We start from the raw sequence: 26,925 nt of genomic DNA on the forward strand, positions 1-26,925 counted from the left end.
GGGGTGCCTCCCCCGAGCTCTTCGAGCAGGGGGTACCCCCAGCGCCCACCCGTGCCGCCCCAGCGGCACGACTGCCCGCAGCTGGGCGGGTTCGCTACAGCTCCGCCGGGGCCGCGCCCTTCAGGTCCTGGAGGTTGAAGGCCTCCGCCATGCGCTCGTAGCCCTTGTCGCTGGGGTGGAGGTGGTCGCCCGAGTCGTAGTCGGGGCGGAACTTGCGGGGGTTGTACGGGTCCCGGACCGCCTTGTCGAAGTCGACCACCGCGTCGAAGACCCGGCCCGCCCGGATCTCGGCGTTGATCTGCTGGCGGACGCCTTCGCGGGCCTCCGTGTAGCCGCGGTGGCCCTGGAAGGGCATCAGGGTCGCGCCTATGACCTTCAGGCCGCGGGCGTGGGCCTGGCGGACCAGGGTGCGCAGGCCGTCGAGGATGCGGTTCGGGTCGGCGAGGTTGGGGTTGCGCAGGATGTCGTTGACGCCGAGGTCGATGACGACGACCTTGACGTTCGTACGGGAGAGGACGTCGCGGTGGAAGCGGCTGATGCCGGCCTCGTTGTTCGCGGGGCGCCCGGCGCCGCTGGCGAGGATCTGGTTGCCGCTGATGCCCTGGTTGGCCACGCTGTAGCGCGGCACGTCCTGGCCGGAGGCGACCGCCGCGCGCAGCCGGCGCGAAAGGACGTCCGTCCACCGGCGGTTGGTGTTCTCGGTGGAGGTGATGCCGTCGGTCAGCGAGTCGCCGAAGACCACGACGGTGCCGTCGGACTCGTTGCTGAGCACGTCCAGCGCCGTCAGGTAGCGCCAGTACTCGACCTGCCCGGTGTACGCCACGCCGGTCGCGTCCTCGGTGACGTCGCCCTCGGCGACGTAGCTGGTCTGGCGGGCGTGCGGGTGGTAGGTCACCGGGCCGGACCGCGTGGGGGAGTAGGTGGTGACCAGGACGTCGGTGTCCGCCGGGATCGCGAGGCGCACGGCGTCGCTCAGCACCTGCTGTCCCGGCGGGATGACGACCGTGGTGTTGCCGCCGAAGGTCAGCCTCCGCATGGTGTCCGCGATCGCCGCCGCGGTCCCGGTGCCGGCGGCCACGGCGATCGACGCGTGCGTGATCGTCAGCGCCGACCGGCCGTAGAGGTTGGACAGTGTGACCCGGGCACTCGTACCGCCGACACTCGTGTGGACGACGTTGCGCACCGAGCGCCCCGCCATGCCCTCCAGCTCGGTGCCGGGCTCGGCGCCGACGGGGGAGGCGGACCACGCCCCGACCCAGATGCCGGTGGAGGCGGGCGCGGCGGGGTTGCGCGGGGCGCCTTCCTGGGCGGTGACGTTCTTGCTGGTGGCACTGCTGTCGTCGGAGGCGAATCCGACGTAGATGGCGGCGGAAACCGCCACGATCAGGGCGATGATCGCAGAAAGCAGGGCATAACCGTTACGCCTGGTCATGCGGTGCGAGTCTCCTCGGGCGGATGGGAGCCCGAGGCTCCGATGTGATCACCTCATGATGCGTCATAAGGCAGAGGGGAGTTGCACGGACCCCCCATTGGGCCGCCGGAGTTCATCCGGACTTCGCCATCGACCTCCCCCCATCGGACAGACGCCGGGAACTCCTGATTCGTTCCAGGAGTCGGTCAGGAAGGGACAATGTGTTCGGGGGATCGTGGACGGTGGAGCGTATGGAACGTACGAATCCGGATGAAACGGGAACACGTGGCGTAGAGGAGCATGCCCGGCCGGATGGCGCCGGTAACCGGCGTGTCCCCGCCTCGGCCGTACGGGCGATGACGACGTTCACCGCCGCCGACGAGGAGAAGCAGCGCGGCGTACGGCGGATGAAGCTCACCGCGACCGGGCTGCTGCTGTTCGTGGCGCTGGTGTACGTCCTCGCCAAGGTGGCCTCGCACCAGGGCGCCGGAACCTGGGCGGACTACGTCGCCGCGGCCGCCGAGGCCGGCATGGTCGGCGCGCTCGCCGACTGGTTCGCGGTCACGGCCCTCTTCCGCCACCCCCTGGGCATCCCCATCCCGCACACCGCGATCATCCCCAACAAGAAGGACCAGCTGGGGATCTCCCTGGGCGAGTTCGTCGGCGAGAACTTCCTCTCCGAGGACGTCGTACGACAGCGCCTGCGCACCGTCGGCATCGGCAGCCGGCTGGGCGCCTGGCTGGCGGAACCCGAGCACGCGGACCGTGTCACGGCCGAGCTGGCGACGGCGCTCAGGGGCGCCCTGAGGGTGCTGCGCGACTCCGACGTCCAGGCGGTGGTCGGCGAGGCGATCACCCGCCGCGCCGACGCCCGCGAGATCGCGCCCGGCGTCGGCAAGATGCTGGAGGGCATCGTCGCCGACGGCGGCCACAAACGGGCCGTCGACCTGATCGTGGCCAAGGCGCACGACTGGCTGGTGCTGCACGGCGACGACGTGATGGACGCCGTGCAGGGCGGCGCGCCCGGCTGGACGCCGAAGTTCGTGGACCGCAAGGTCGGCGAGCGGGTCTACAAGGAACTGCTCCGCTTCTGCGTCGAGATGCGCGACATGCCCTCCCACCCGGCGCGCGGCGCCCTCGACCGGTTCCTCATCGACTTCGCCTCCGATCTGCAGTCCGACACCGACACCCGCGCGCGGGTCGAACGCTGGAAGGGCGAGGTGCTGGCCCGCGGCGAGGTCCAGGACCTGATCGCGTCCGCCTGGACCGCCGTCCGCGCCATGATCGTGTCGGCCGCCGAGGACGAGCGCAGCGAGCTGCGCCTGCGGGTGCGGGCCTCCCTGCTGTCCCTGGGTGCCCGGATGGCCGCCGAGCCCTCGATGCAGAACAAGGTGGACCGCTGGGTCGAGGACGCGGCGGTGCACGTCGTCACGACGTACCGCAAGGAGATCACCTCCCTGATCACGGACACCGTGGCGAGCTGGGACGCAGGCCACACGACCCGGAAGATCGAGGCGCACATCGGGCGCGACCTGCAGTTCATCCGGATCAACGGCACGGTGGTGGGCTCGCTGGCCGGGCTGGTGATCTACACCGTGTCGCGGGCGCTGGGGGCGTAGCCCCGCCCCCCTCGGGGCACTCGACGCGGGTTCCGCTCGACGAGGAGGGAGCCCATGGCCGTCGCCCAGGCCGAGACCGGCCGCACCCTGACCACCGACATCCCGGCCCGTCTCGACCGCCTGCCGTGGTCGCGCTGGCACTGGACGATCGTGATCGGTCTCGGCACCGTGTGGATCCTCGACGGATTGGAGGTCACGGTCGTCGGCAACATCGCCGGCCGCCTCTCCGAACCCGGCAGCGGACTGCCGATCACCTCCGGCGAGGTCACGGGCCTGGCCGCCGCGCTGTATGTGGCGGGTGCCTGCGCGGGCGCCCTGTTCTGGGGCCGCCTGACCGACGTATGGGGCCGCAAGAAGCTGTTCATGATCACGCTCGCGTTCTATCTCGGAGCCACCGCCCTGACCGCGATCTCCTTCGAGACCTGGTGGTTCTTCCTGTTCCGCTTCCTGACCGGCTTCGGCATCGGCGGCGAGTACGCGGCCATCAACTCCGCGATCGACGAGCTCATCCCGGCGGAGTACCGGGGCCGTGTCGACCTGATGATCAACGGCAGCTTCTGGCTGGGCGCGGTCGGCGGCTCGCTCCTGTCCATCGTCGCGCTGGACACGGCGATCCTGCCGAAGGACGTCGGCTGGCGGCTGACGTTCGCGCTGGGCGCCGTCCTCGCCCTGGTGATCCTCCTGGTCCGGCGGCACGTCCCGGAGAGCCCGCGCTGGCTGCTGATCCACGGCCGCGACGACGAGGCGGAACGGATCGTGTCCGCCATCGAACGGCGGGTGGAGGCCGACCGGAACGAGCCGCTGCCGCGCCCCGAGGGCGAGATCACGATCCGTCAGCGCAGGAGCGTGACGTTCCTGGAGATCGGCCGCACGGTCTTCTCGAAGTACCGCAAGCGGGCCACGCTCGGCTTCGCCCTCTTCATCGGCCAGGCGTTCCTCTACAACGCCATCACCTTCGGTTTCGGCGCGATCCTGACGGCCTTCTTCGACGTCCCGACCGGCAGCACCGGCTACTACTTCGCCGTCATTGCGCTCGGCAACTTCCTGGGCCCGCTGCTGCTCGGCAAGCTGTTCGACACGGTGGGCCGCAGGGTCATGATCTCGTCGACGTACCTGCTCTCGGGCCTGCTGCTCTTCGGCACGGCCTGGCTGTTCGACCGGGGCGCCCTGACCGCGGCCACCCTGACGGCCTGCTGGTGCGCGGTCCTGTTCTTCGCCTCTGCGGGCGCGTCCAGTGCCTACCTCACGGTGTCCGAGGTGTTCCCGATGGAGACGCGGGCCATGTCGATCGCCTTCTTCTACGCCCTGGGCACGGCGGCCGGCGGTATCAGCGGACCGCTGCTGTTCGCCGACCTCACGGGCACGGGGAGGGTGGCCGACACTGTGCTGGCCTTCCAGATCGGGGCGTCGCTGATGTGCCTGGCGGGGCTGGTGGCCGCGGTGTTGGCGGTACGGGCCGAGAGGCGGGCGCTGGAGGACATCGCACGGCCGCTCACGGCGGTGGGCGGGTCGCCTCGCGCCGCGGTGCGGGCGGCGCGGGCGACGGGGTCGTAGGGAACCCGACGGGGTCCCGGCTCTCCCCGGGGCGGGAACCGGGACCGGGGCGCGGGTGTCCCGCCGGTCCTACTGGGACGCGCGCCGGGCCCGGTCCCGGCGGCGCAGCAGGAGCAGACCGCCGGCGAGGGCGGTGACGCCCGTGGCTGCGGTCCAGCCGATGACGTCGTTCGAGCCGGTGGCGGCGAGGTCACCGTCGGCGGTGGCCGAGGCGGCTGCGGAGGGCGCCGCCGTGGCCCCCGTCTGCGGCCGGGCATCCGAGCCCGTACCGGCCGAGCCCGTACCGGCCGACGCGGCAGCCGAAGCCGACGGGTTCGGCGAACCGCCCGTGCCCTGCGCGCCCTGGGCCTTGTCCCGGGTGAACGCCAGCGTGCCGAAGCCCAGCTGGTCGTACCCACCGCTGTTGGGCCCGTAGTCCCCGCCGCCGCCCTCCGGCGCGGACTTCGCGGCGATCCGGGTGAGGTACGACGCCGACAGGCCCCGGCGCCTGGTGTAGTGGTTGGCGATCATCGCCCAGATCGGACGGGTCATCGCCGGATCCACGGGCGCGGCCTCGGTCACGGTCTCCGAGCCCGACCAGCCGTTGATCGCGCCCTTCTTGCGGGTGTTGGCGGTGAACGGGACGTCCCCGCCCAGCGCCCACTTGGCGACGTACTGGGCGCCCTTGAGGAAACGGCTGTCGTCATAGCCGTACAGGTCGACGCCCTGGTTCCAGGCCATCTCGCAGAAGGTGCCCATCAGGCCGACGCCGAGCAGGGCGTGCCCCTGGTCGCGGCCGGCCTCCAGCCACTCGGCGAGTCCGTCGTCGTGCACGACGGGGATGGCGTTCCTGATCGAGCCGAGCCCCTCGCCGTGCTTGAAGTACTCGACCGCGCGGGCGACCTGGGCCCTGTCGTCGCAGAAGATGCCGGTGGCCAGGACGCAAGCCATGGCGGTGAGGTCCCAGTTGGTCCAGTAGTTGCTGACGACGGCGCCGTTGTGTCTGACCAGGAAGTCGTCGCTGAGGGAGGCGAAGACGGTGGTCAGCATCTCCTGGAACCGGCCGAGCTCGAAGTCGGGGTGATCGCGGACGAGTTCGGCGGCGTTGGCGATCTGGTAGCCGTACAGGCCGGCGGCCAGGAAGCGGTCGGCGCTGCCCTGCAGGCTCGTCAGCTTGGCCGACCAGGCGTTGAGGATCGCGACGGCGGTGTCGAGGTGGGCGCTGTCGCCGCTGACATGGCCGCGCAGGGCGTTCTGGTAGGCGGCGTGGACGTCGTTGTAGAGGGTCCGGTAGTTCTGGGGCGAGCCCGACCCCCGGTAGACGATCGCCTGCGGATTGGCCGTCCAGCCGCTCTGCGCGTGCCGGTTGGCGGTCAGCTTGGCGAACCCGGCCGTGTAGGGAGCGGCGCCGGCCTTCACCTTGGCGGCCATCCGGTCGAGGTCGGCGCGGGTGTGCAGGAGGCCGGGATGGGCGTAGGCGCCGGCCGCAGCGGCCGGAGTGGGCGTCATGGCCGCCGTACCGATACCGACGGCTCCGGCTGCCGCGCCCGCGGCCTTGAGCATGCTCCGGCGGCTGATCTGTCGTGTCACGTCGTCAATTCCTCGCGTGCCTGCGGCTGGGGACGGTGAGGAGACGCGGGGAGACGGAGGGCGATAACAGAAAACCGTTGCGGACTCGTCCGGCGGCGTTGATCCGGGTACGCGCATGTGCTGGGCGGCGCCGGGCCCGGCGCCGTCGGCCCGGGCCCGGGCTTCGTACGTCGCACGGCTTCGTACGTCGCACGGCTTCGTACGTCGCACGGCTTCGTACGCCGGACGGCTGCGTACGTCGGACGGCTCGGCCGCGCGGGATGCGGCTTCTCAGCCCCGCCGGTCCGCCACCGCCCACGACGCCAGGGCCACCGCCCCCGCCACCCCGAACACGGCGGGCCAGGCGCCCACCTTCTTGGCCAGCGGGTGCGAGCCGGCGAAGGCGGCGACATACGCGGCGGTCAGCGCCCCCGCGGCCGTGCCGCCCGCCTGCTGCCGCCACTGCCGTGCGGCCGCGGCCCCCGCGACGGCCAGGACGGCCCCGCCGAGTTGCCGCTTCCTGGTCCAGCGGGCCACTCCGTAGCCGCCCACGAGCCCGCCGGCGGCGACCACCGCGCTGGGAACCTTCGCCATGCTTCCTCCAACCGCTCGGTGAACCGGCCCGGGAACCTGAGCCCACCCTTGTCAATTTTTCTCCCCGGAGTTATATAAAAACCGTAGGGCATCGCACCAGTACCGCCTGATGAGAGGAGTGACCTGTGATGCTCATGCGTACCGACCCGTTCCGTGAACTCGACCGACTCACGCAGCAGGTCTTCGGCGCGGCCCGCCCCGCCGCGATGCCGATGGACGCCTACCGGTCCGGGGACGACTTCGTCGTCCACTTCGACCTCCCCGGCATCGACCCCGAGACGATCGAGCTCGACGTCGAGCGCAACGTCCTGAACGTCCGCGCCGAGCGCCGCACCCCCGCTCCCGAGGGCGCGGAGGTGCTCGTCGCCGAACGCCCCACGGGCACCTTCACCCGCCAGCTGTTCCTCGGCGACACGCTCGACACGGACCGCATCGACGCCTCCTACGAGGCCGGCGTCCTGACCCTGCGTATCCCCGTGGCCGAGCAGGCCAAGCCGCGCCGCATCCAGATCACGGGCGGAGACCGCAAGCAGCTCGACAAGTGAGCTGACCGACCGCACAGAAGCGTCCCGCAGGCGAGCGCCAGGGCCTGCGGGACGCGGCACATCCCTGCGCGCAACCGGAGGAGGAGCCCGCGCGATGACCATGACGACGGTGCCGACCCTGACGGACCCGTCCGACGGCCGGATCGAGGACCGGCCCACCTGGTCCGAACTGATCGAGGAGGTACGGGAGTCCGGGCAGTACCCGACGACGGCGGAGGCCGAGCGCGTCACCCGCATCGTCCTGTCGGCCCTCGGCGGCCATGTGATCGGCGACGAACGGGTCGATCTGGCCCGTGCCCTGCCCGAGGAGGCGGCCAGAGTGATCGCCTCCCAGATCCCCGCCACGCGCCCCCTCACCGCGGCGGAGTTCGTCGACTCGATCGCCGCCCGCATAGCGGGAGCCACGCCGGCCACCGCCCGCTGGGACGCCAGCTCGGTCCTGAGCGTCCTGCCGAAGCGCGTCGGCGACGATCTGCTGGAGCGCATCCTGGGCCAGCTCCCGCCCGGTTACGCCCTGTTGTTCGGCAGAGCGGAACTGGCCTCGCCGGTGGAGTGACCGCGGCCGGGGGAGCCCGCGCCGGTCAGGAACTCCCCCGCTGGGCCTCACCCTCGCGCCACTCGGCCCGCGCACGCAGTTCCGCCGAGTACCCCGCGCCGATGGCGCATCCGGCGGCGGTGAGGGCGAGGCCCGGCACGGCCGGGTTGACGTACCCGGGCACGGCACCGTTGTCGTACCTGCCGCCGTCGCTCGTCTCGCACACGAACCCGAGAGGGACGTAGGTGACCGTGTACTCGACGATCTCGACGCCCTGTAGGTGCCGCTCCGACCAGCCCGGCGTACGGCAGGACGGGGTCGGCGCCGAGTCGGTGCCGCCGTCCTCCGCCGCCAGGACCGCGCCGCAGACGGCGAGCAGCCCCCATGCGTACAGGGCGCAGGCCCCGGCGCCCGCGAGGGCGGCGAGCCCGCGCAGCACGACGGGAGCGCTCGCGCGCCGTGGGCCGTGGTCGGCCAGGGTGCGGCTGCCGTACCCGCACAGGCCCACGGCGGCGATGACCGCGACCAGGGTGACCAGCGGGAGCAGCAGTAACAAGTGGTCTCCAGACAGGACGGGCGGTCTCCCGGCGGGACGGGCGGTCTCCCGGCAGGACGGACGGTCTCCCGGCAGGACGGACGGTCTCCAGGCAGGACGGACGGGTGCGCCGAGTCCATCAGGGCCCGGCGCACCCGGCTGTGGCGGAGCTCACAGTTCCGGCAACAGGGGCGTCACAGCACGTCGGCCAGGCGGTCCACCTGGTCCGGGTCGAGGCCGTAGCAGTAGAGCATGACCTCGTCGGCGCCCAGATCGGCGAAGGCGGTGATCGCGGAGCGGATCTCGGCCGGGGTGGTGAGCAGTCCGGCGACCATGCGGTCGGCCGTGCCGGTGAAGGCGTAGTACGCGTGCATGCGGGCGCGGGCGTCGTCCAGCACCTCCCGCGGGCCGAGCGCGACGTTCACCTGGGCCACGAGCCGGGGCTCGCCGTCGCGGCCGTACTCCTTCCAGAACCCGCGGACCGTGTCGAACAGGCCGCCCGCCCAGGAGGGCGCCGCGGCGGCGAGGAAGCCGTCGCCCCAGCGGGCGACGCGTTCGAGGGCGGCGGGCTTGAAGCCGCCGAACAGCACCTGAGGGCCGCCGGGCCGGGCGGGCGCCGGACCGATCGGGCCGACGCCGTCGCCGTACGGCTCGCCCCACCACAGGCGGCACATCATCGCCATCTGCTCGTCCATGCGCCGGCCCCGGGTGCGCAGGTCGGTGCCCGCGACCCGATGGTCGTCGTCCCGGCCGCCGACGCCCAGGCCGAGGGTCAGCCGGCCCCCGGTCATACGGTCGAGGGTGGCGGCCTGCTTGGCCAGCAGGGCGGTGTCCCGCAGCGGGGCGAGCAGCACCTCGGTCTGGACACGGACGCGGGTCGTGGCACCGGCGAGGACGGCCAGGGCGACCAGTGGCTCGGGGTTGTCGTAGACGAGCCGGTCGAGCAGGCCGAGGGTGCTGAAGGGACCGGCGTCGGCGCGGCGGGCCCAGGTGAGCAGGGTGGTCGGGTCGCCGATGGGCAGGCCGATGCCCACGTTCGTACCGACGTTCATGAGGGAGCCTTTCGAAAGAGGGGTCGACAAAGACAGCTGCCGCCCCTCCTGCACCTCAGCGAGCCTTCGCGAGGTGGGACGCTCCCGCTCTGCGGCGTGTTTCGGGGGAACGTCTCTTCGAAGTCGGTTCACTGTAGGGCGGGTCGGTTTCGCCGGACAAACCATTTGTCCCGGCGGGGATTACGGCGGGCGTCACGGACGGATGCCGTCGAACTGCAGCACCCGGTAGGGCGTGCCCACGGTGCCGTTCCACTGCGACACGATCAGGGTCAGTGAGGTGGCGCTCGCGCTGCCGGGGTGGATGTAGCCGCCGTAGAGGTTGGGCACCGTCAGGGCGGTGATCTGCGGGACGGGGATGCTCCATACGGCGTCGGGGCGGGGTGCGGTGCGGGTGCAGATCGCGCCCATGTCGACGTCGAAGTAGCTCATGCAGTACGTGCCGTTGATCCGCTTCACGGAGAACTCGCCGGTGTTGTGCCCGGTCAGGATGACCGACGGCGGCGCGGCGGTGGTCCACTGCCAGGAGCCGCCGAGATGGGCCCAGTTCTGCTGGGCGCCGAAGTTGCCGTCCCGGAAGTCGTCCGGCCGGATGCGGAAGAGCTGGATGGCTCCGCCGTCGGCCGTGTTCTTGTGGGTGCCGTTCCAGCGCTTGGAGAAGACGTAGAGCCAGCCGTCGGGATCGATGCCCGCGAACGACCACATGCCGTACAGGGACTGGTTCGCCCCCTGGAGATCGCCGGCCCAGCGGTAGTCGTAGTCGTGCCAGGTCACCCCGTGGTCGTCGGAGTAGGCGACGCCGGACATCAGCGAGCCGTCGTAGCCGGCCGGCGGGTCCCAGGTGTGCACCGACGTGTACTGGATGTAGGTGCGGCCGCCGAACTCGATGCAGTCGTTGGGGATACGGCTCACCTCGTGGCCGTACCCGTTGTCCGTGTCGTGCCCGTAGGCGAACAACTGGCCGGCCCGGCCCCCGGTCGGCATCGCCCAGGTGAACGAGATCGGTGTCGCGCCCGAGGCGTCGAAGCTCGCCTGGTTCAGCATCACCGGGGAGCCGATGTACTCACCGCTCTGCCGCGTTCCCGTCCACGCGTCACCGAAGACGTAGCCCCAAGTGCCGTCGTGCTCCCGGTAGTACGGGATCGCGAGGTCGCCGGAGCCGAGGCCCTGCTGACTCGCCGAGTCACCGGGCCGGTCGCACAAGGGCGTACCGCTCTGCCCGGCGGCCATGGCGGGCCCGGCGGCCACCGCGGGAAGGGCGGGCCCGGCGACCGACAGCCCGGCTCCGGCGAGCGTGAGCCCCATACCGGCCCTGAGCAGGGAGCGCCGGGTCGGAAGAGAGGACATGGACATGGGTGAACCTCCGTGGTGGTGAAGGGTTTTCTGGGCGGGGGGGCGTCAGCGCTGGGAAGCGATGATCAGCAGCAGGACCATGAACGCCAGGACGATCAGGCACCCGGCGCCGCCCCCGGAGGACCCCTTGCGGAACTCGACCATGCCTCCGGGGGCGGTGTGCCGATGGCGTCGGGCGTAGTGCGTCCCCATCGCCTGCTCACCGCGGGATTCGCTCCCCCAGGCGGTGCGGTGCCCGCACTCGCCGCACCGGTATCGGTAGTTGTCGGCCATGCCGGAATCTCCTTCTGTGCTGGGTGAGTGGTGAGTGGCCGCCGGCACGTCCGGTCGGACGCCAGGAGCGGCCGGTGAAATCGCCGTGAAACAAGGGGCCGTACGTCATTCCTCGTCCCGCTCGGCCGCGGCCAGGTGCTCGGCGAGGGCGCGCAGGACGCAGAGGTTCGGGATCTCGGAGGCGACGGTTCCCCACACCTGCCACCGCCCGGCGGCGCGGAGGGCGACGGAGCCGTTGAGGATCTCGATGCGCTGGACCTGCGCCCATCGCAGGGACGTCCCGCGCGAGCCGACCTCGTCCCCGGTGACCCACACGGGGCCGAAGACGAGCCGCGCCCCCGCGGCCAGCGCGGCCAGGGCCCGCGGCACCTGTGCGTCGGTGACGGTCCGGCGGATCTCGGGCCCCCACACCTCCGGCCGGCCGAAGTCGCCGCAGCGCAGCACGATCCGCCCACCGTCGACGTCGACGAGCACCAGGGCACGGACGAGGCCCTGCGGGGACAGCACCCTGCGCCGACACACCACCGTGGTGTCGTAGCGGACGACATGAATCCGCCCGTCGACGGCGGCCGTCAGCCCGTGTTCGTACAGGTCCAGCCGGGCGCCCGCCCTCGTCCCCCTGCCCGCGCCGGTCCGTAGCAGGTGCCGTGCCTCCGCGACGGCGGCCCGCCAGGTTCCGGGTTCGGTGAGTGGTGCTCGGTAGGTGGCGCGTCGCCTGCCGAGCCGTGCCCTGCCTGCGGCCTCGGAGACCCTTGCCAGCAGTAGCTCGTCGGCGCGGGTGCCGGAGTGGTTCGGGTGGGTTCCCTTGTTCATGCCGCACCCGCCCGGGCGCGACCGCGGCCCGTGTCGTTCCCGCGCAGGACCGACCACCGTGCCCGGCGCAGCGGTTCGTCCCGGGCCGCCCCCAGTTGGTCGGTGGCGGCCGTCAGCCCGTGTTCGTACAGGTCCAGCCGTGCGCCTGCCCTCGTCCCCCTGCCTGCGGCCTCGGAGACTCTTGCCAGCAGTAGCTCGTCGGCGCGGGTGCCGGAGTGGTCCGGGTGGGTTCCCTCGTTCATGCCGCACCCGCCCGGGCGCGACCGCGGCCCGTGTCGTCCCGGCACAGGACCGACCACCGCGCCCGGCGCAGCGGTTCGCCCGGGGTCACCCCCAGATCGTCGGCGAGCCGCCTGGTCGTGCGCTCGAACACGGCCAGTGCCTCGGCCCGCCGGCCGACGCGGTGCAGGGCGAGCATCAGCTGGGCGGCGACCGGTTCGTTCAGGGGCTGTTCCAGCGCCAGCGCGGACAGGTCGGTGATCGCGTCGGCGACCCGTCCGAGCCTCAGCTGCCACTGCGCCTTGCGCTGGGCCAGGGCGGCCCTGCGCTCGACCAGCCGCACCCGCTCCAACTCGGCCAAAGGCCCCGGCAGTCCGGCCAGCGGCTCACCCCGGAACAGATCCAGCGCCCGGGCACACAGCCGCACCGCCTCGGCCGGATCACCGGCCCGCTCGGCGGCCCCGGCCGCGGTGACGAGCTCCTCCATGCGGGTCAGGTCCACCTCGACCGCGCCGGGCGCCAGCCGATAGCCGTACCGGTCACGCCTGATCACCGAGTCCGGGCACTCACCGAGACGCAGGCCCTTGCGCAGCCGGTACACATAGACCGGTACGACGTTCCCGCCCGGCGACTCCATCCCCCAGACGCCGTCGAGCAGTTCCTGCCGGCTGACCGACCGGTGCGGGCTCAGCGCCAACGCCGCCAGCACCGCCTGCTGCCGGACCGGGCCGACGTCCACGGGCTGCCCGCCGCGCCAGGCCCGCAACGGGCCGAGCACGCAGACCCGGAGGCCCGCGTCGGGGGAGGGGCCGGTCCGCCCCTGGACAGGGGGCGCCGATGGTGTGGCCTGCCTGCGCGGTCCTTGTCCCGGCACGACCAGACCGCAGTCGAAGGCGTGCACGATGGCGGCGGCCCGGTCGGGCAGCCCGAGCTTCAGCAGGATCCGCCTCAGGTGTCCGGCCACCGCATGCTCGGGCAGCGCGAGCGCTTCGGCGATCTCGGCGTCCCCCAGGCCGCAGCCGAGGGCGTGGAGCACCTCGCGCTCCTGAGCGGTGAGGGCGTAGACGCCCGGGTGTCCCTGGGGTGCGGTCGTCGTCGGCATGGTGGTTCCCCGTTCTCCGGACCGGGCGACGCACGGCGTCCCGGTCGATCACCTCGATGTCCTCGAAGCTGGCCGACGTGGAGGAAACGTGGACAGGGCATTGAACCGGTCATATGTGACCGGTGACCGGGCTAAAGTCCCTCACCTGCGAAAAGGCGACAACTCAGGGGGAAGGGCCGTGACTTGTGGCCAGTGAGTTCGGGACGGTCCTGCGGCGGTTACGCGTCCGGGAGGGGATGACCCAGGAGGAGCTGGAGCGGCGTTCCGGCGTCAGCGTGAGCACCATCCGCGGCCTGGAGACCGGCAAGCGCTCCAACCCGCGCATGACCACGGTGCAGCAGCTGGCCGACGCGCTCGCCCTGCAGCTCGACGACCGTGAGGAGTTGGCGCGGGCCGCCGTTCCCGGCAACCAGGGCAGCCAGAGCAACCAAAGCAACCAGAGCAACCGGGGCAACCAGGGCAGCCAGAGCAACCAGGGCAGCGCCCGGCGGGGCGAGCCCACCACCGAGGGACCGAGCCCACAGGACCCGGCTCCCGAGCAGCCGCCGCCGGCAGCCCATGACGCCCTGGCGGACGCGACCGAACAGCTCGCGAAGGCGGTGGCCGCCCGCTGGCAGCGCGAGGAGGAGCAACGGCAGATCCAGGACCCCTACCCGCTACCCGTCCGCTGGCGCGAGGCGGACGAGAACCTCGTCGACCACTGGGCCAACATCCGCCGCCTCCCACCCGGAGCCGCGAACGACCCCCTGGACCTGAGCGGGCGGCTGGAGCACATCGCGAAGATCTACCGGGACATCCCCTCCGGACGGCTCGTGATCCTCGGCAGATCCGGCTCCGGGAAGACGATCCTGACCCTGCGCTTCGTCCTCGACCATCTGCGGACGCGCACCCCCGGGGAACCCGTCCCGGTCCTCTTCAGCATCGGTGCCTGGAACCCCACCACCCTCACCCTGCGCGACTGGCTGACCCAGCAGCTGATGCGCGATCACCCCGGTACGGCCGCCCGGAGCCCCGGCAGGGCCAGCCTCGCCGCCGCACTGGTCGACTCCGGCCGGGTGCTCCCGGTCCTGGACGGCTTCGACGAGATGGCCGACGGCCTGCGCCGTCCCGCGCTGGAGGCACTCAACGCCACCACCCTGCCCCTCCTGCTCACCAGCCGCCCCGCCGAATACGCCGCCGCCGTCGCCGAGACCGACGTACTGACCGCCGCCGCCGCGGTCGAACTCACCGACCTCACCCTCGACGACCTGGCCGCCTACCTGCCCCGCACCACCCGCAAGCCCGACCCCGCGAACCCCGCCGAGGGCGCGTGGGACCCCGTACTGAGGGCACTGCGACAGCAGCAGCCGCAGTCGGACGGGCCCGCGCCCCCGCCTCCGCCCGCCGCGCCTCCGCCCGCCGCGCCCCCGCCCGCCGCGCCCCCGCCCGCCACGGTCCCGCCCGCCACCCTCCCGCTCGCCACCGTCCTGACGACCCCCCTGATGGTGTCGCTCGCCCGCACCATCTACAGCGACACCCCCGACCACGACCCCGCCGACCTCCTCGACACCGAACGCTTCGGCACCGCCGAGCAGCTGGAGGACCACCTCCTCGACAACTTCCTCCCCACCGTCTACCGCCACCGCCCCCACGACGGACCGCGCGACTGCGACCCGGACCGCGCCCGCCGCTGGCTCGGCTACCTCGCCCACCACCTGACCCGGCACAAGACCCCCGACCTCGCCTGGTGGCGCCTCGGCAACGGACTGCGCCGCTCCACCCGCACCCTCGTCACCGCCCTCGTGGCGGGACTCGTCATCGGCCTCGTCGACGGCGCCGTCAGCGCCGCCTTCTACGGCAGGCTCACGGGCTCCCTCGTGGACGGGGCGGTCGTCGGACTCCTCGCCGGCCTCGTATTCGGGCTCGTGCACTGGCTGACGTACACGGCCAAGGGCAAGCACGTCATGCCGTCCGCCGTACGTCTGCGGATCCGCGGCAGACCCAGAGCCACCGTATGGACGGCCGGCCCCCGCCTGGTGATCGGCACACTCGGCGGCGCGACGTTCGGATTCGCGTACGGATTCCTGGTCGGCCTGGTGAAGTCGTACGCCTGGACCGACCCCTCGACCATGCTGCGTATCGGCCTCGTCGACGGGCTCGTCTACGGCCTGGTCTTCGGCGCCGGCACCGGACTGGCCTTCTGCCTCCTCGGCCTCCTCGAAACCCCCCTCGACCTGGACTCCGCCGTCAACCCGCGCACCCTCCTGACCACCAACCGCCGCACCGTGGCCACCCAACTGCTCGTCTGGGCCCCCACCTTCGGGATCGTGGTCGGATGCGGCAGCGGAGCGGCGGTCGACCTCCTGCAGGGACCACTGGGCCCCCTCACCTGGCCCTCCGAAGCCAGCCTCCTGCTCGGCGTCATCAGCGGCCTCGGCGCCGCCCTCGGCCATGCCCTCACCCTGACCGCCTGGGGGCAGTGGCTCGTCCTCGCCCGGATCTGGCTGCCGTTGACCGGGCGCCTGCCCTGGGCCGTGGTCACGTTCCTGGAGGACGCCTACCAGCGCGGCGTGCTGCGCCAGGCCGGCGCGGTCTACCAGTTCCGCCACGCCCGGCTGCAACACCACCTCGCCGAGCGCCATCGCCGCACGGGCTTTCACGGCGATTTCATCGCTCCTCCCTAGCGTCTCGGACCACAGCACCAGCCAGCACGTGCCCGCACGCCATCGGCGTCACAGGCACCATCGGACCCAGGGGGACACCCATGTCGACAACCAACCGCATCGTGCGCCGCGCCAAAACCGTCGCCCTCACGGCGGCGATGACGGCCGCCGCCGCCCTCACACCCACCGTCGCCCAGGCCGACGACGCCCCCCGCCACTACTACATCGAGATCGGCGGCACCGGCTCCGCGCTGCCCGCGCCCGACTGCACCCGGACGTTCGGCTTCGCCAACCAGCACCTGGAGCCGGGCGCCGAGGTCGTGCCCGTCTGCTACCCGGCCAGCGCCGGCCCCTGGCTCAACGGCCAGAACCAGACGGACCTCACCGCGCAGAGCTACGACAGCAGCGTCGCCCAGGGCTACCGGAACCTCCTGACCGCCGCCGAAAACACCCACCGCGAGAACCCGACCGCACGCCTGACGATCGTCGGCTACTCCCAGGGCGCCCAGGCCGCCGACGCGGTCCTGGAGACCATCGCGAACGGCGGCACCGCCATCCCGCGGGAGCTGGTCGACGGCAAGCTGTACGCCGACCCGAAGCAGCCCGACACCGGCATGTGGGCCAAGGTTCCCAAGGGCCTGGGCGCCCTCGGCTTCACCTCCACCGGCCCCGGCCCCAGGGAGTTCCCCGGCGTCCCGGTCGCCCGCTTCTGCATCCGCGGTGACCTGGCCTGCGACGCCACGACGCCCGTGGCCGCCTTCGACTTCTTCCTCACCGACGTGCACCGGCGCTACGCACAGGACGGCAACGTCATGACCAAGACCATCGCCCAGCAGGGCCTCAACGGGGTCTTCTGGTACGACGCCTGACCTCTCAGGACATACGAAAGCCCAGGCCGGAAAGATCTCCCGGCCTGGGCTTTCGCCGCTCCCGTCGTGCTCAGCGCGGCTGCTCGCAGGCCCGCTCCAGCACGACCGTCCGCATGGCCCCGGGCCCGCTCTCCTCGTGCCTGACGCGCAGCCCGGCGGTGCGCAGTTGGGCCAGCACCCAGGCGTGGGACAGCCGCAGCTTGCGGTAACTGTGGGTGTTCAGGCGCCAGTCGGCACCGGCACCGGCGCCGTCCCGGCTGTGGATGAGGTCGTGCACGACGACCGTGTAGTCGTCGTAGTCGTCCGGGTACTCCAGGAAGCAGGTCATGATCCGGTCCTCGGTGGCCCGGACCGGGAGGAAGCGGTCGGTGCCGGTGAGCGGGACCGTCAGGTCGCGGTAGGCGAACACGGCCGTCCCTCCCGGCGCGAGCGCGGCGGTGACATCGGCGAAGAGGGCGGCCACATCACCGCGGGTCGGCAGATGGGTCAGCGTGTCACCCAGACAGACGACGGCCCCCGCCGACCCCGGCCGCACCAGCTCCGGCAGAGCGGTGCGCACATCCGCCCGCACCGGCCGCACCGCCGGCATGTCACGGGCGTGCGCGGCGAGTTCGCTGAGCAGCGGCCCGCTCAGATCGACCGCGAGGACCGAGTCGTAGCCCAGACCGGCCAGGGCGAGGCTCGTGTGCCCCGGGCCGCACCCGAGGTCCACGGCGAGCGACCCGTCCTGCGAGCCGGGCACCACACCCCACTGCGCGAGCAGATCGCGCTGGGCGGCGGCGAGCGCGTCGAGATCACCGCCGAGCATCCAGGTGTAGTGCTCGGCGAGAAACCGGTCGTAGTGGTCGACGGCCTGGTTCACGGGCCGGTCGGTGACGGCGGGGGTGGCCGGCTCGGTGGTCGGCACGGTGCTCGGCTCGGCGGTCGGCACGGTGCTCGGCTCGGTGGTCGACATGGCGCTCGGCTTGGCGGTCGGCACGGTGCTCAGTGTGGTGCCCGGCACGGCCGTCGACACGGCGCTCGGCTGGTTGGTCGGCGTGGCGCTCGGCTTGGCGGTCGGCTCGTCGGTAGGCGTGGCGCTCGGCTGGGTGGTCGGCATGGCGGTCGTCATGGGGCGAGGGCTCCCTTCGGTCCGGCGGACGAGGGAAATCTAGGCGGGAATACGGGAGTTGGGCGGCCCGGCCGAACGAAATTCGGCACCCCGGGAAGAATGACGGCCATGGACGACACTGATTCGGCGATCCTCACCCATCTCCAGCGCGATGCACGGCTCACCAACCGCGAACTCGCCCGCAGGGTCGGCATCGCACCCTCCACCTGCCTGGAGAGGGTCCGCGCCCTGCGTGCCCGCGGCGTGATCACCGGCTACCACGCGGCCGTACAGCCACGCCTGCTGGGCCGCTCGCTCCAGGCCCTGGTCTTCGCCCGTCTGTGCCCCCTCAGCCGCGAGGTGATCCAGGACTTCGAGGGCTATCTCACCCAACTCCCCGAGGTCGTCTCGGTCTTCGTGGTCTCCGGCGACGACGACTTCCTCGTCCACGTGGCCGTCCCGGACATCGAGCACCTGCACGCCTTCCTCATGGACCGCTTCAGCGCCCGCCGGGAGGTCGTGAGCTTTCGCAGCTCGGTGATCTACCGGCAGACGGGCACGCGCGTACTGACGCCGATGAACGCCTCGGGCTGCGACGCCGAGAGCCGCTGACTCTCAGACTCCGTCGAGCAGGGACAGCAGACCGAGGTCGAGCTCCGGCCCCAGATCCTCTCGCCCCGGCTCGACGACGGCGTACGTACGCAGCACAAAGCGCCGAAGAGAGGCCGTGCCGAACCGGACTACGGCCAGGCCGTGCGGCGCGTGGAACTCGACGACCGTACGGGACCGCTCGCACGGCCGGATGCGTACGTCCCCGATCCCGGCCGCCGTATCGAGCCCCTCCTCCAACAGCGAGCGCGCGAAGGTCCATGTGACGCCCTTCTCGTCGGCCGAGACATGGGGCGGGAAAACGACGTGCACGGCGAAGGGCTCGGCGGCCGAGTAGCGCAGCGTGGGGCGTATCGGCAGCTCCGGGTGGCCGGGGGTGACGAGGCGGGCACGGACGGGCTGGTCCAGGGTGAGGCGCATGGTCGGTCTTCTCCGGTGTCGGGGTGTGTGCGCTTTCTCGACCGAGTGGCAGGCCTGTTGATTACGCCGAACCGGAGCGCACGTTGGTGATCCAAGTCACTCGAACCATTTAGTTGAGATTTTAGTCATCTACGCTGACAAACTCGTCCGCGCCCTTCAGCCCAGCAGGCAACTGGAGCGTTCCCGCCATGTCCGACGGTTCTCCCAAGGTGCCCGCCCAGGCGTCACCGCCCGCGTCCGCCACCGCCTCGTACGCCCGCATCTACGAGGAACAGCAGCCGCGCCTGGTCGCCTACGCGCGCTCGCTCACCCGCAACAACTCCTGGGCCGCCGAGGACCTCGTCGCCGAGGCGCACTTCCGCGTCTGGCGACGGCTGTCGGCGGGGCACGAGATCGAGAACGTACCGGCGTACCTGATGACGACGGTGCGGCACCTGGCGGCGACTGCCGTCGGCGAGGCGCGCGAAACCCCGCACGACCCGCGGACCGCCGAGCGCACGGAGGCCCCCGGCCACGGGGAGGGCACGGCGGACCCGGCCGAACAGGTCTCTTCCGTGGACCTGTTGGTGCGGGTGCTGGGCCAACTGCCCGAACGCTGGGTGCAGGCCCTGTGGCTGGCGGAGGCGGAGGGTCAGCCGCTGGAGACGGTCGGGCAGCGCATCGGCGCCAAGCAGGGCGCGACCGCGGTCCTCCTGCACCGCGCCCGCGAGGGCATGCGCCAGGCCTTCCTGCGCTCCCAGACCGGCGCACCCGACGACCCCGCGTGCGAGGTCCACTGGGTGCGCATGCCGGCATACGTACGCGGCAGCGCGACGCCACGCCAGTCGGAACGCCTGCTCGCCCATGTCGACGCCTGCGCCGACTGCCGCGGCCGGCTCGCGGTCCTCATGCGCGCCAACGACCGCCTGCCCGCCCTGGTCGGCCCGGCCCTGCTGGTCTTCACCGTCGGCGGCGCGGGCAAGTTCCTGCTGTCCCTCACGGCGGGGTCGGCCGCCGCCACGGCCGCCGCGGCCGGCGGTCACGGCGGCGGCTTCCTGCCCGCGGCACGCCAGGCGGTGACCGGCGGCGGGGCCGGTGCGAAGGTGCCTACGGCGATCGCGGCGTCGGCGACGGTCGCGGGCGCGGCCCTCGCCATGATGCTCGCCCTGGGCACCGGCGACCCCGCCCCGACACCGCCTCCGCCACGGGTGCCCTTGGCGGAAGCGCCGGTTGCCCGACCGTCGGAGGGGCCTGCGGCAGGGGCCGGGGTGCCGGGGGAGCGGGGTGGCGGACCGGCGGGGGCGGGGACGGGGGCTTCCGAGGCCGGGCGGGAGAGGCAAGGCCGGGCGGACGGCGGGGTCGGGTCTTCGGCCGGCGACGCGTCTTCGGCCGGCGACGCGTCTTCGGCCGACGTCGCTGGTTCGGATACGGCGGTGGGGGCGGTCGGCGCTGCGACGGTGGTCGCCGCTGAGCCGGTGGCTGCGGATGAGCCGTCGGCTGTGGACGGGCCGGTGGCTGCCCCTGAGTCGCCGACCGCGGATGAGCCGGAGGCCGAGGCACCGGCCGTCGATGAACCGGCGCCGAGCCACCCCGACCCGGTGGTGGAGACCCCGGAGGCCCCGGAGGCTCCGGAGACCCCGGAGATGCCGGCGACCCCGGAGGCCCCCGAAACCCCGGAAGCCCCCACCCCCACGGAGACGACCGACCCCCATCCCGCCCCTACCCCCGCCCCTGCCCCCGCCCCCCGGCCACCGCACGAGGACCCCGGACACGACTGCGGGAACTGACCGGAGCCCGGGCGGGCACTCCACCCGCCCAGTCCCCGCAGGGTGACTACCAGGCCCTGTGTGTGACTCACGTCACCGAAGTCGCGCGGGAAAGAAAGCGTCTGCTGTCTCTGCGTGCCTGGCATGCTCATGCATGACTACTGAGGAGTAATCACCGTCCGCGCAGAGCGCCGTACGGCCGTATCGGCATGCCCCGACACGCCGTCCCGCAGCGCGGCAGCCCTGCTCCCCACTCGTCACCTCCTGCAGCGCACCCCCATACACCGCTCCCGAGGAACACACGTGCACAGACCCAAGCTCAACAGGCATGCCTTACTGTCGGCAGCCGTCATCGCGGCCCTGCTCACCACCGGCTGCTCCACCAGCTCCGCGCCCACCACCGAATCGGCCGCCGCGAAGGCGGCCGAGACCCCGGTGGCCGCCGCGGTGCAGGAGCAACTCGCCGTGGTCCCGGCCCCGTCCGGTACGGCCACTCCCACCGCCGTGGCCGACGGCGGCGAGGGAGGCACGGCGAAGAAGACCTCCCTCAAGGTGGCCTCGTACGACAGGAAGAGCGGACGGGCGGTCATATCGTCACCGCCGGCCCCGAAACCGACAGACGAACCCTCGGCCGGCCCCTCGACCGCCAGCCCCTCGGCCAGTTCGCCGACCAGTCCTCCGGCGACTCCTCCGGCCAGTCCCTCGGCCCAACCCCCGGTAGCCGTGGGCGACATCATCGCCAGCGCCCCGGCCCCAGGCGCCCCCGACGGCGTGCTGGCCGAGGTGACGGAGGTCGTGGGCGCCACGGAGGACGGCGGTACGACCGTCGAGACGGAACCGGCGAAGCTCAACTCCGTGCTCGGCGAGAGGAAGGCCGAGGGCACGGTCCCGGTGGACCCGGCGGCCGTCGACGTGGAACCGCTCGTGAAGGGCGTGAAGGTCTCCTGGGCGAAGACCGGCGGCCTCCACTTCGGCCCCGAGGGCGCGGAACTCCCGCTGGGCAGCCTGCGTATCGACGTGGGCGCGGCGGTGGCCACGGCCCAGGGCGCCCCGGCCTCGGCGTCGGCGTCCGTGGACGGCTTCGTCCAACTCGCCCCCGAGGTGGCGTTCTCGTACGACGGCTCCGGCTCCGGCACGGGCGCCTCGCCCGGCGGCGCGTTCCTGGGCCTGTCCGGGGACTGGGCCTCCCAGTGGTCCCTGAAGGGCCGCGCGGCCGTCTCGACCGAGGGACAGCCGATCCGCATCCCCTTCGCGAGGCTGCACGCCGACCCGGTGATCCAGGTCGGCCCGATCCCCGTCGTCGTCAACCTGGACCTGACCTGCTATATCCAGGTGACCGCGGACGGCCGCGTCACCGTCGATGTCGAGCAGGACCTCAAGGGCGACTTCCGCGTGGGCGGCACGTTCTCCTGGGCCAAGGGCTGGACCCCGGTCAGCGAGTCCGACATGAAGGGCGAGCCCCTGAAGGCCGGCATCAGGGCCGCCGGTGACGTCAAGGCCACGCTGGGCGCCGAGGCCACCGTGGGCCTCTACGGCACGGTGGGCGTCACCGCCGACCTGGCCCCGTACATCCGCGCCCACGCGAACGCCGCCGCCGAGGTCTCGTCCGACGGCACCGGCTCGGTCACGGGCGCCTACGCCCTCTACGGCGGAGTGGACCTGACCGGCTCACTCCAGCTCCAGCTGACCATCTTCGGCACGCCCCTCTTCCAGACGAAGATCCCGCTGGGCGCCCTCCACCACGAGTGGCTTCTGGCGAAGGGCGAGGGAACGGCGACAGCGAGCCCACCGACAAAGCCGACAGGCTGACCCCGGCACCACCGCCCCCTCCACGCGGTTGCCCGCGGGCCGCGCCGCCACGACCTCTCGGCGCGGCCCCGCCGTCGACTGCCGTACGACTTCAGTCGTCGTCCGATTCAGACATCGCCCGACTCAGTCGTCATCCGATTCAGTCGTCGTCCGATTCAGTCGTCGTCCGAGCCCGAGCCCGAGCGCGAGCCCCGACCGGAACGCCCCGCCCGCACCAACTCGCCCGCCGCCAGGGTCACAGCGGCCACCGCGCGCACCCAGCGCGGCCCGCCCCGCGACGCCCACACGACACAGACACACCCTCCGACGACGATCAGCAGAACGCCGACCAAGACGAGCACGGCCATGCCCAACCCCCCTCTTCCTCTACGGTCCGCGCAATCCTCTCAGCCACGGAAGGCCGAAGGGCAGGCGAGGCCAGGGCCGACGCGGTTCCGGGGGAATGCCTCGATCGGCCGTCCCCCGTCCGGCTCCACAAAGGTGAGGCGCGCCGGGGCTACCGAGGCATACGCCAGTACTGCCGCTGCTTCTCGTCACGCACGACGACCCCGAGCCTCCACAGCTCCCTGCGCAGCTCCCGGACGTCCTCGGCGTCCTCCTCCTTCTCCCGCGCCACCGCACGAGCCCTCAGCAGCGCGTCCGCCGCCTCGGGCAGACCGGGCATCCCGGGAACCCAGCGCCTGAACTCCTCCCGGTGCGGATCCTCATCCGCCCAGCGGTAACCATGCCTGGCGAAGGCATCGGAAAGCCGCCGCCAGGGCAGCCCACAATCCTCCCGTGCGATCTCCATGCCGTCCGGCCCGAGCGGCACGAGCTGCTTGCCGTCCCGCACGACCAGGGCGACCTCATCGCGCCCGAACTCCTGCGACTCGTCCCTGACACTGAGAACCACCTGACCGCTGGAGACCCTGACCGCCAGCGACTCATGCACCGCGACAAACCCGACGAGCAGCCCCAGCAGCGCACCCGCCGCAACGGCACCCATGGTCAGCCCAGGTTCCGGAAGGGAGGTCAGCAACTCGGCCGGCCCCTGCAACGGCGCCCAGGGCAGCGTCACGAGCCAGTCCGCGAGAAGGGTGACAAGCCACCCGATCAGGGCCCCACCCCCGACACAGCAGAGCACGAGAACCCAGGCCGACTCGGCGATGACGACGGCGCCACCGACCGGAGCACGCCCGCCCTCCTTCAGAAAATCCCCAGTATCCCTGGTATCCCTCATGTCCCCCGCCTGCATGTCTGCCAACTCTCCCGTTGCTCTTCTCTTCCATCCAGTGCCGAGTCTGGAGGGAGGCCGCACGCCCTGTCGTCGGCCGATGGTCTACGGCGCCTGCGACTTAGGTTGTCTGCTCTCTCTCCCCCCCCCCGCAGATCCCGCGAAGGCACAGCGAAAGGACCCCGGCGGCCGGGCGTGTGACCCGGGCGCCGAGGCCCATCTCGGTGAGCTACCGCGAGCGGTGAGCTACGTTCATGCGATTTCGTGTTGCTCAGTGGTGCCCGTGGCCGTGGCCGTGGCCGTTACAGTCAGATCCGAAGTCGGTGACTTGTCCGCCTGCGTTGCCTTCGCCATTGAGCGCATTGCCCAATAGACCGTTGAGCAGGCCGACCTGGCCGAGGATGTCCACGTTCAGGTCATGTGACTTGCAACCGCCGTGCATGGCGACCGCACCCTGGGCGTTGGCGGGGCCGGCGGCTATGAGGCTGAGGCTACCGATCACGGCGGCCGCAACAGCGGCCTTCTGAAGCTTGCGCATTTCTCCTCCTTGAGTCGAGTAGAGCGCACCAACAAAAGATCCACTTAGCGCTCATTTCGGAGGCTAATCCGATATCTCCCACAGCGCTCATCGACGCCGCCATCCGGGGCTAGGGGCCCCAAACGGCTTACGGCGGCTGCCTCCAGGGAGCTCGCCACACGCGGCAGCCGGTCCAGGAAGACGGGACCCGAGAAGCTCCCGAAGCCGAACCCGAACATCCGGATACTGTGACGCCCCGCAGACGTGGACCGAGACCAAGAAGAAGAGGCGTCACCATGAGGCCCTGGCGAGCATCACTCCTGGCTGGTGCCGCGGCACCGGTCCTCCTCCTGACGGCCTGCACATCGCCCCACGCCCCCGACTCCAACCGCCCCGCCTCCCCCCAAATTGCGGAGACCCAACCCGAGAAGAAGCTCACAGCCCAAGCCGAGTCGGCACTCAACACCACCTCCACCAACGACACTTCGACGGCCGCATCAGGCGTGGAGCGCGTATCCGACGGCGTACACACCCAGCCCGGCCTCACGCCAGGTGCCACCTACAAACTGACCGTGGTCTGCGCCGGCAGCGGAGCCGCAGTAATCGAGTTCACTCCGCCCGACGCGGGCCCGAAGAAACCAGTCCCCTGCGACCAGTCCCTGGTATTCACACGCCTCACAGCGGAAAAGGAACTCCGCCTCGACGTCCGGGGAGAGCGGGGCGCAACGGGCATGATCGCTTGGAGAATCGACAAGACGTGAGCGTGTCGGTGCCCAGGGGAGGGATGGCTCGTGACGAAGCAAGCGGCACAGCTCTGAGCGATGCGGCTGCCGGCACGGACGTCCGCGTAACGACCGGGCACCTTCGGCCCCTTGAAGCGCGGGAGCTGCCCCAGCGCGGCGCCGACGTGGCCCAGCGTCGACGCTCTTTCTTCGTCGTGAGCGCCGTTCGGACGGTGCCCAGGGCGAGGAGTTCCTCCACACCCGCTCAGATCGCAAGCCAGTGGCCATACACAGGAAATGCCCTGCGCACCCCCTCCTGCAAGACGCATTACGCGGCGGATACGGGGCAATCCAAACAGCGGAAAGACCGAGGGGCGCTGCCTGGAGGCGCGCTGCTCGTCGTGAACTCAGCGAAGCCGCCGCTGTCGGTGCGGTACACGATGCCAATCCCGTGTTCAATTAGTAGGCCCCGGAGGTCCTCGCGGGGAAGCGCTGGTGTGAGCAGCATGAGGTGGAGGGGTTGATCGGGTTCGAGATCTCTCAGGTAGTGCCGTGCTAGGAGCAGTTGAGTAATGGCCTGGGCAATCGACTCACTTGCCGTGCTGCCCGTGGGCTCATACACCGTGTTGTTCGTCTGGCTGTAGAGGCCGCACGTGAGCCGATCTGCCGTGTTTCGCATCTCCAACTCTAGTTGGCCAATCGTTTCTCCTTGAGCGACCTTGTGATCCTCGAAGGCATCCGCCAGGTCATCGCGGGTCGCTTCCACATGATCGATGTTGGTTTGCGGCTGGAGTTGGCGCCTCTGGCGTCGAACGGAGCGGGCGAAACGGCCTGCGGTCTGACTGAACAGAGACCGGGGTGTGGATGCCAGTTGAAGAGTGTCGGAGGCTGTCCGTATGTACGGACCGATGGGGCGCAGTCGGAAGACAATAACGTTGCGCACTTTACGTTGTTCGTCAGTGGCTACACGTGTCTCGTACGGCTTACGCTCATCAACCTTGAACTGCCCTATATATTTATGTGTCTTCTTGTCTGTTCCTGGAACTTTGCCCACTGCGATAAATAAATGCAGAGTGCGACCCATCTCGGCGTGCTTCAGGATTGCGATGTTTCCACCCTTGAGGGCCTGATCGTCTTGCTTCCCGGTTCCCGTGTAGGTGAATACAGGGCCCAGGTCATCGTCCTCCGCGAGCCATCCGTCGCGGTATCCGTAGCGCTTGCCAACCTCGCTATCGGAGAAAATGAGGACGTTCTGCTTTTCTACTGCGGGGCAGATTCCGGCGTAGCCACTGCCGCCGAGCACTGGGTGGATCTCATCACGCGTGAGGATCTCGCCGGGTTGGAAACCGGTCCTGGGTGTCGTCATGGGTCGAGGTTAATGGGTTCGCTGTTGGTGGGGTGCGGCAAGGTGACGCACGGGGCACGGCATGCCGTTGTGGCAATGGCAGGCTCGGGTGAGGATGGTGCCATGAGTGAGGTGACGGGGACGCTCATTGCGAGTGTTATCGCTTTCGCAGCTGCAGTCATCGGGGCCGTGATCGCTGGTCGATACGCTAAGCGAGGAGCGGAGGCCGGCGGGCGTAAGGCAGTTGAGGCGGCGCTAGCACAGGTGCAGGGGCAGGCGGCAGCGGAGCACTGGCAGTGGGTGCGCAGCCAACGGCACCAGTCCTTTGCTGCCTACTTTGCGGCTTATGCTGCTCTCGATGACGTCCTTTCAGGGTTTGTGCCTGAGGTGCGAAATGGGGGTCAACTTAACGAGGCGACAAGGCGTGAGCTGCATGAGCGCATACGTGAACTGCAGGATAAAACCAGTCAATTGGCGCTCTGGGGGCCAAGTGAGGCAATCGACTTGGCTTACGGGGTGACGAGGAAGTCGTTGGCTGCGATGGGGTCCTTGTTGCAGATGCAGCGTGCGGGTTCTGTGGGCGTGAACGCGCGTTCGTCCAGCTTTGACCGGACTAGGGAGGAGATGGTGCTGGCCCACGCCGGCTTCCTTCAGAGAGCCGGAGAAATCATCCGCGATCCACGACAGTCGATCAATTAGCGTGTGGGGCGGGCGAAGCCACCCTTGACCTGGGATCATGGCCGACATGCCGCACTGGTTGCGTGCACACGGCTATGGCCCCGAGGACTTAGAGG

General features: G+C 71.1%; 26 protein-coding genes. 10 read left to right on the top strand and 16 right to left on the bottom strand.

What is annotated here, in order from left to right; all coding sequences use genetic code 11:
- Nucleotides 1-94 precede the first annotated feature (94 nt).
- Nucleotides 95-1,432: an SGNH/GDSL hydrolase family protein gene (locus AQI70_RS33410; protein WP_062156186.1), complete on the bottom strand. Its 1,338-nt coding sequence runs from the start codon at nucleotides 1,430-1,432 to the stop codon at nucleotides 95-97.
- A 230-nt stretch (nucleotides 1,433-1,662) separates the two neighbouring features.
- Between AQI70_RS33410 and AQI70_RS33415 the strand changes: the two genes are divergently transcribed.
- Nucleotides 1,663-3,030 (top strand): DUF445 domain-containing protein, encoded by a 1,368-nt coding sequence (locus tag AQI70_RS33415; RefSeq protein WP_107117138.1) that lies wholly within the window; start codon nucleotides 1,663-1,665, stop codon nucleotides 3,028-3,030.
- A 54-nt stretch (nucleotides 3,031-3,084) separates the two neighbouring features.
- Nucleotides 3,085-4,584: an MFS transporter gene (locus tag AQI70_RS33420; protein ID WP_062156188.1), complete on the top strand. Its 1,500-nt coding sequence runs from the start codon at nucleotides 3,085-3,087 to the stop codon at nucleotides 4,582-4,584.
- A 69-nt stretch (nucleotides 4,585-4,653) separates the two neighbouring features.
- On the opposite strand, the gene AQI70_RS33425 is transcribed toward AQI70_RS33420, so the two are convergent.
- Nucleotides 4,654-6,126 carry an alginate lyase family protein gene (locus AQI70_RS33425; RefSeq protein ID WP_062156225.1) on the bottom strand — a complete coding sequence of 491 codons (1,473 nt, stop codon included), beginning with the start codon at nucleotides 6,124-6,126 and terminating at the stop codon, nucleotides 4,654-4,656.
- Between the two features lie 297 nt (nucleotides 6,127-6,423).
- Nucleotides 6,424-6,726: a hypothetical protein gene (locus AQI70_RS33430; protein WP_062156189.1), complete on the bottom strand. Its 303-nt coding sequence runs from the start codon at nucleotides 6,724-6,726 to the stop codon at nucleotides 6,424-6,426.
- A gap of 128 nt (nucleotides 6,727-6,854) precedes the next feature.
- On the opposite strand from AQI70_RS33430, the gene AQI70_RS33435 reads away from it, so the two are divergent.
- Both AQI70_RS33435 and AQI70_RS33440 read left to right on the top strand, forming a co-directional pair.
- A complete protein-coding gene (locus AQI70_RS33435) occupies nucleotides 6,855-7,271 on the top strand; it encodes an Hsp20/alpha crystallin family protein (RefSeq protein ID WP_208607499.1) in 417 nt (138 codons plus the stop codon).
- A gap of 100 nt (nucleotides 7,272-7,371) precedes the next feature.
- Entirely contained in the window at nucleotides 7,372-7,827 is a 456-nt protein-coding gene (locus tag AQI70_RS33440) for a DUF2267 domain-containing protein (protein ID WP_244181943.1), read from the top strand.
- A gap of 25 nt (nucleotides 7,828-7,852) precedes the next feature.
- Here the strand turns inward: AQI70_RS33440 and AQI70_RS33445 are convergent, their stop codons facing one another.
- From AQI70_RS33445 to AQI70_RS33475, 7 genes are all read right to left on the bottom strand, one after another.
- The gene (locus tag AQI70_RS33445; RefSeq protein ID WP_062156192.1) at nucleotides 7,853-8,362 is read right to left on the bottom strand and encodes a hypothetical protein; all 510 of its coding nucleotides are present in this window, start codon (nucleotides 8,360-8,362) and stop codon (nucleotides 7,853-7,855) included.
- Nucleotides 8,363-8,535: 173 nt separating this feature from the next.
- Nucleotides 8,536-9,393, bottom strand: a complete 858-nt coding sequence (locus AQI70_RS33450) for an LLM class flavin-dependent oxidoreductase (protein WP_062156193.1) — start codon at nucleotides 9,391-9,393, stop codon at nucleotides 8,536-8,538.
- 192 nt (nucleotides 9,394-9,585) lie between these two features.
- Nucleotides 9,586-10,737 carry a DUF4185 domain-containing protein gene (locus AQI70_RS33455; RefSeq protein WP_244181932.1) on the bottom strand — a complete coding sequence of 384 codons (1,152 nt, stop codon included), beginning with the start codon at nucleotides 10,735-10,737 and terminating at the stop codon, nucleotides 9,586-9,588.
- 51 nt (nucleotides 10,738-10,788) lie between these two features.
- Nucleotides 10,789-11,016, bottom strand: coding sequence for a hypothetical protein (locus tag AQI70_RS33460; RefSeq protein WP_062156195.1), 228 nt, complete (start codon nucleotides 11,014-11,016; stop codon nucleotides 10,789-10,791).
- Between the two features lie 105 nt (nucleotides 11,017-11,121).
- Complete coding sequence (locus tag AQI70_RS33465; protein WP_062156196.1) at nucleotides 11,122-11,829, bottom strand: DUF6585 family protein; 708 nt, start codon at nucleotides 11,827-11,829, stop codon at nucleotides 11,122-11,124.
- A complete protein-coding gene (locus tag AQI70_RS33470) occupies nucleotides 11,826-12,071 on the bottom strand; it encodes a hypothetical protein (protein ID WP_062156197.1) in 246 nt (81 codons plus the stop codon). The genes AQI70_RS33465 and AQI70_RS33470 overlap by 4 nt, the downstream gene beginning before the upstream one ends.
- Entirely contained in the window at nucleotides 12,068-13,150 is a 1,083-nt protein-coding gene (locus AQI70_RS33475) for an AfsR/SARP family transcriptional regulator (RefSeq protein ID WP_062156198.1), read from the bottom strand. The genes AQI70_RS33470 and AQI70_RS33475 overlap by 4 nt, the downstream gene beginning before the upstream one ends.
- 185 nt (nucleotides 13,151-13,335) lie before the next feature.
- Here AQI70_RS33475 and AQI70_RS40730 point away from each other — a divergent pair, with 185 nt between their 5' ends.
- Both AQI70_RS40730 and AQI70_RS33485 read left to right on the top strand, forming a co-directional pair.
- A complete protein-coding gene (locus AQI70_RS40730; RefSeq protein WP_062156199.1) occupies nucleotides 13,336-15,813 on the top strand; it encodes a helix-turn-helix domain-containing protein in 2,478 nt (825 codons plus the stop codon).
- A gap of 80 nt (nucleotides 15,814-15,893) precedes the next feature.
- Complete coding sequence (locus AQI70_RS33485) at nucleotides 15,894-16,661, top strand: PE-PPE domain-containing protein (protein WP_062156200.1); 768 nt, start codon at nucleotides 15,894-15,896, stop codon at nucleotides 16,659-16,661.
- A gap of 70 nt (nucleotides 16,662-16,731) precedes the next feature.
- Here AQI70_RS33485 and AQI70_RS33490 read toward each other — a convergent pair whose 3' ends face one another.
- Nucleotides 16,732-17,772 (bottom strand): methyltransferase domain-containing protein, encoded by a 1,041-nt coding sequence (locus AQI70_RS33490; protein ID WP_244181936.1) that lies wholly within the window; start codon nucleotides 17,770-17,772, stop codon nucleotides 16,732-16,734.
- Between the two features lie 108 nt (nucleotides 17,773-17,880).
- Here AQI70_RS33490 and AQI70_RS33500 point away from each other — a divergent pair, with 108 nt between their 5' ends.
- Complete coding sequence (locus AQI70_RS33500) at nucleotides 17,881-18,363, top strand: Lrp/AsnC family transcriptional regulator (protein ID WP_062156202.1); 483 nt, start codon at nucleotides 17,881-17,883, stop codon at nucleotides 18,361-18,363.
- Between the two features lie 3 nt (nucleotides 18,364-18,366).
- Here the strand turns inward: AQI70_RS33500 and AQI70_RS33505 are convergent, their stop codons facing one another.
- Nucleotides 18,367-18,780: an SsgA family sporulation/cell division regulator gene (locus AQI70_RS33505; RefSeq protein WP_062156203.1), complete on the bottom strand. Its 414-nt coding sequence runs from the start codon at nucleotides 18,778-18,780 to the stop codon at nucleotides 18,367-18,369.
- Nucleotides 18,781-18,968: 188 nt separating this feature from the next.
- Between AQI70_RS33505 and AQI70_RS33510 the strand changes: the two genes are divergently transcribed.
- Both AQI70_RS33510 and AQI70_RS33515 read left to right on the top strand, forming a co-directional pair.
- Nucleotides 18,969-20,546, top strand: a complete 1,578-nt coding sequence (locus AQI70_RS33510) for a sigma-70 family RNA polymerase sigma factor (RefSeq protein ID WP_062156204.1) — start codon at nucleotides 18,969-18,971, stop codon at nucleotides 20,544-20,546.
- A gap of 282 nt (nucleotides 20,547-20,828) precedes the next feature.
- Entirely contained in the window at nucleotides 20,829-22,334 is a 1,506-nt protein-coding gene (locus tag AQI70_RS33515; RefSeq protein WP_062156205.1) for a hypothetical protein, read from the top strand.
- Between the two features lie 155 nt (nucleotides 22,335-22,489).
- Here the strand turns inward: AQI70_RS33515 and AQI70_RS33520 are convergent, their stop codons facing one another.
- From AQI70_RS33520 to AQI70_RS33535, 4 genes are all read right to left on the bottom strand, one after another.
- Nucleotides 22,490-22,681 carry a hypothetical protein gene (locus AQI70_RS33520; protein WP_062156206.1) on the bottom strand — a complete coding sequence of 64 codons (192 nt, stop codon included), beginning with the start codon at nucleotides 22,679-22,681 and terminating at the stop codon, nucleotides 22,490-22,492.
- Nucleotides 22,682-22,830: 149 nt separating this feature from the next.
- Nucleotides 22,831-23,553, bottom strand: a complete 723-nt coding sequence (locus tag AQI70_RS33525) for a YqeB family protein (RefSeq protein ID WP_062156227.1) — start codon at nucleotides 23,551-23,553, stop codon at nucleotides 22,831-22,833.
- Nucleotides 23,554-23,818: 265 nt separating this feature from the next.
- Nucleotides 23,819-24,085: a hypothetical protein gene (locus AQI70_RS33530; RefSeq protein WP_062156207.1), complete on the bottom strand. Its 267-nt coding sequence runs from the start codon at nucleotides 24,083-24,085 to the stop codon at nucleotides 23,819-23,821.
- 1,029 nt (nucleotides 24,086-25,114) lie between these two features.
- Nucleotides 25,115-26,152 (bottom strand): SRA domain-containing endonuclease, encoded by a 1,038-nt coding sequence (locus tag AQI70_RS33535; protein WP_062156208.1) that lies wholly within the window; start codon nucleotides 26,150-26,152, stop codon nucleotides 25,115-25,117.
- Between the two features lie 102 nt (nucleotides 26,153-26,254).
- Between AQI70_RS33535 and AQI70_RS39310 the strand changes: the two genes are divergently transcribed.
- On the top strand, nucleotides 26,255-26,830 hold the full coding sequence (locus AQI70_RS39310; protein ID WP_159042729.1) for a hypothetical protein: 576 nt from the start codon (nucleotides 26,255-26,257) through the stop codon (nucleotides 26,828-26,830).
- Nucleotides 26,831-26,925: the final 95 nt, after the last annotated feature.

It is taken from the genome of Streptomyces curacoi (assembly GCF_001513975.1).
Taxonomy (GTDB): domain Bacteria; phylum Actinomycetota; class Actinomycetes; order Streptomycetales; family Streptomycetaceae; genus Streptomyces; species Streptomyces curacoi.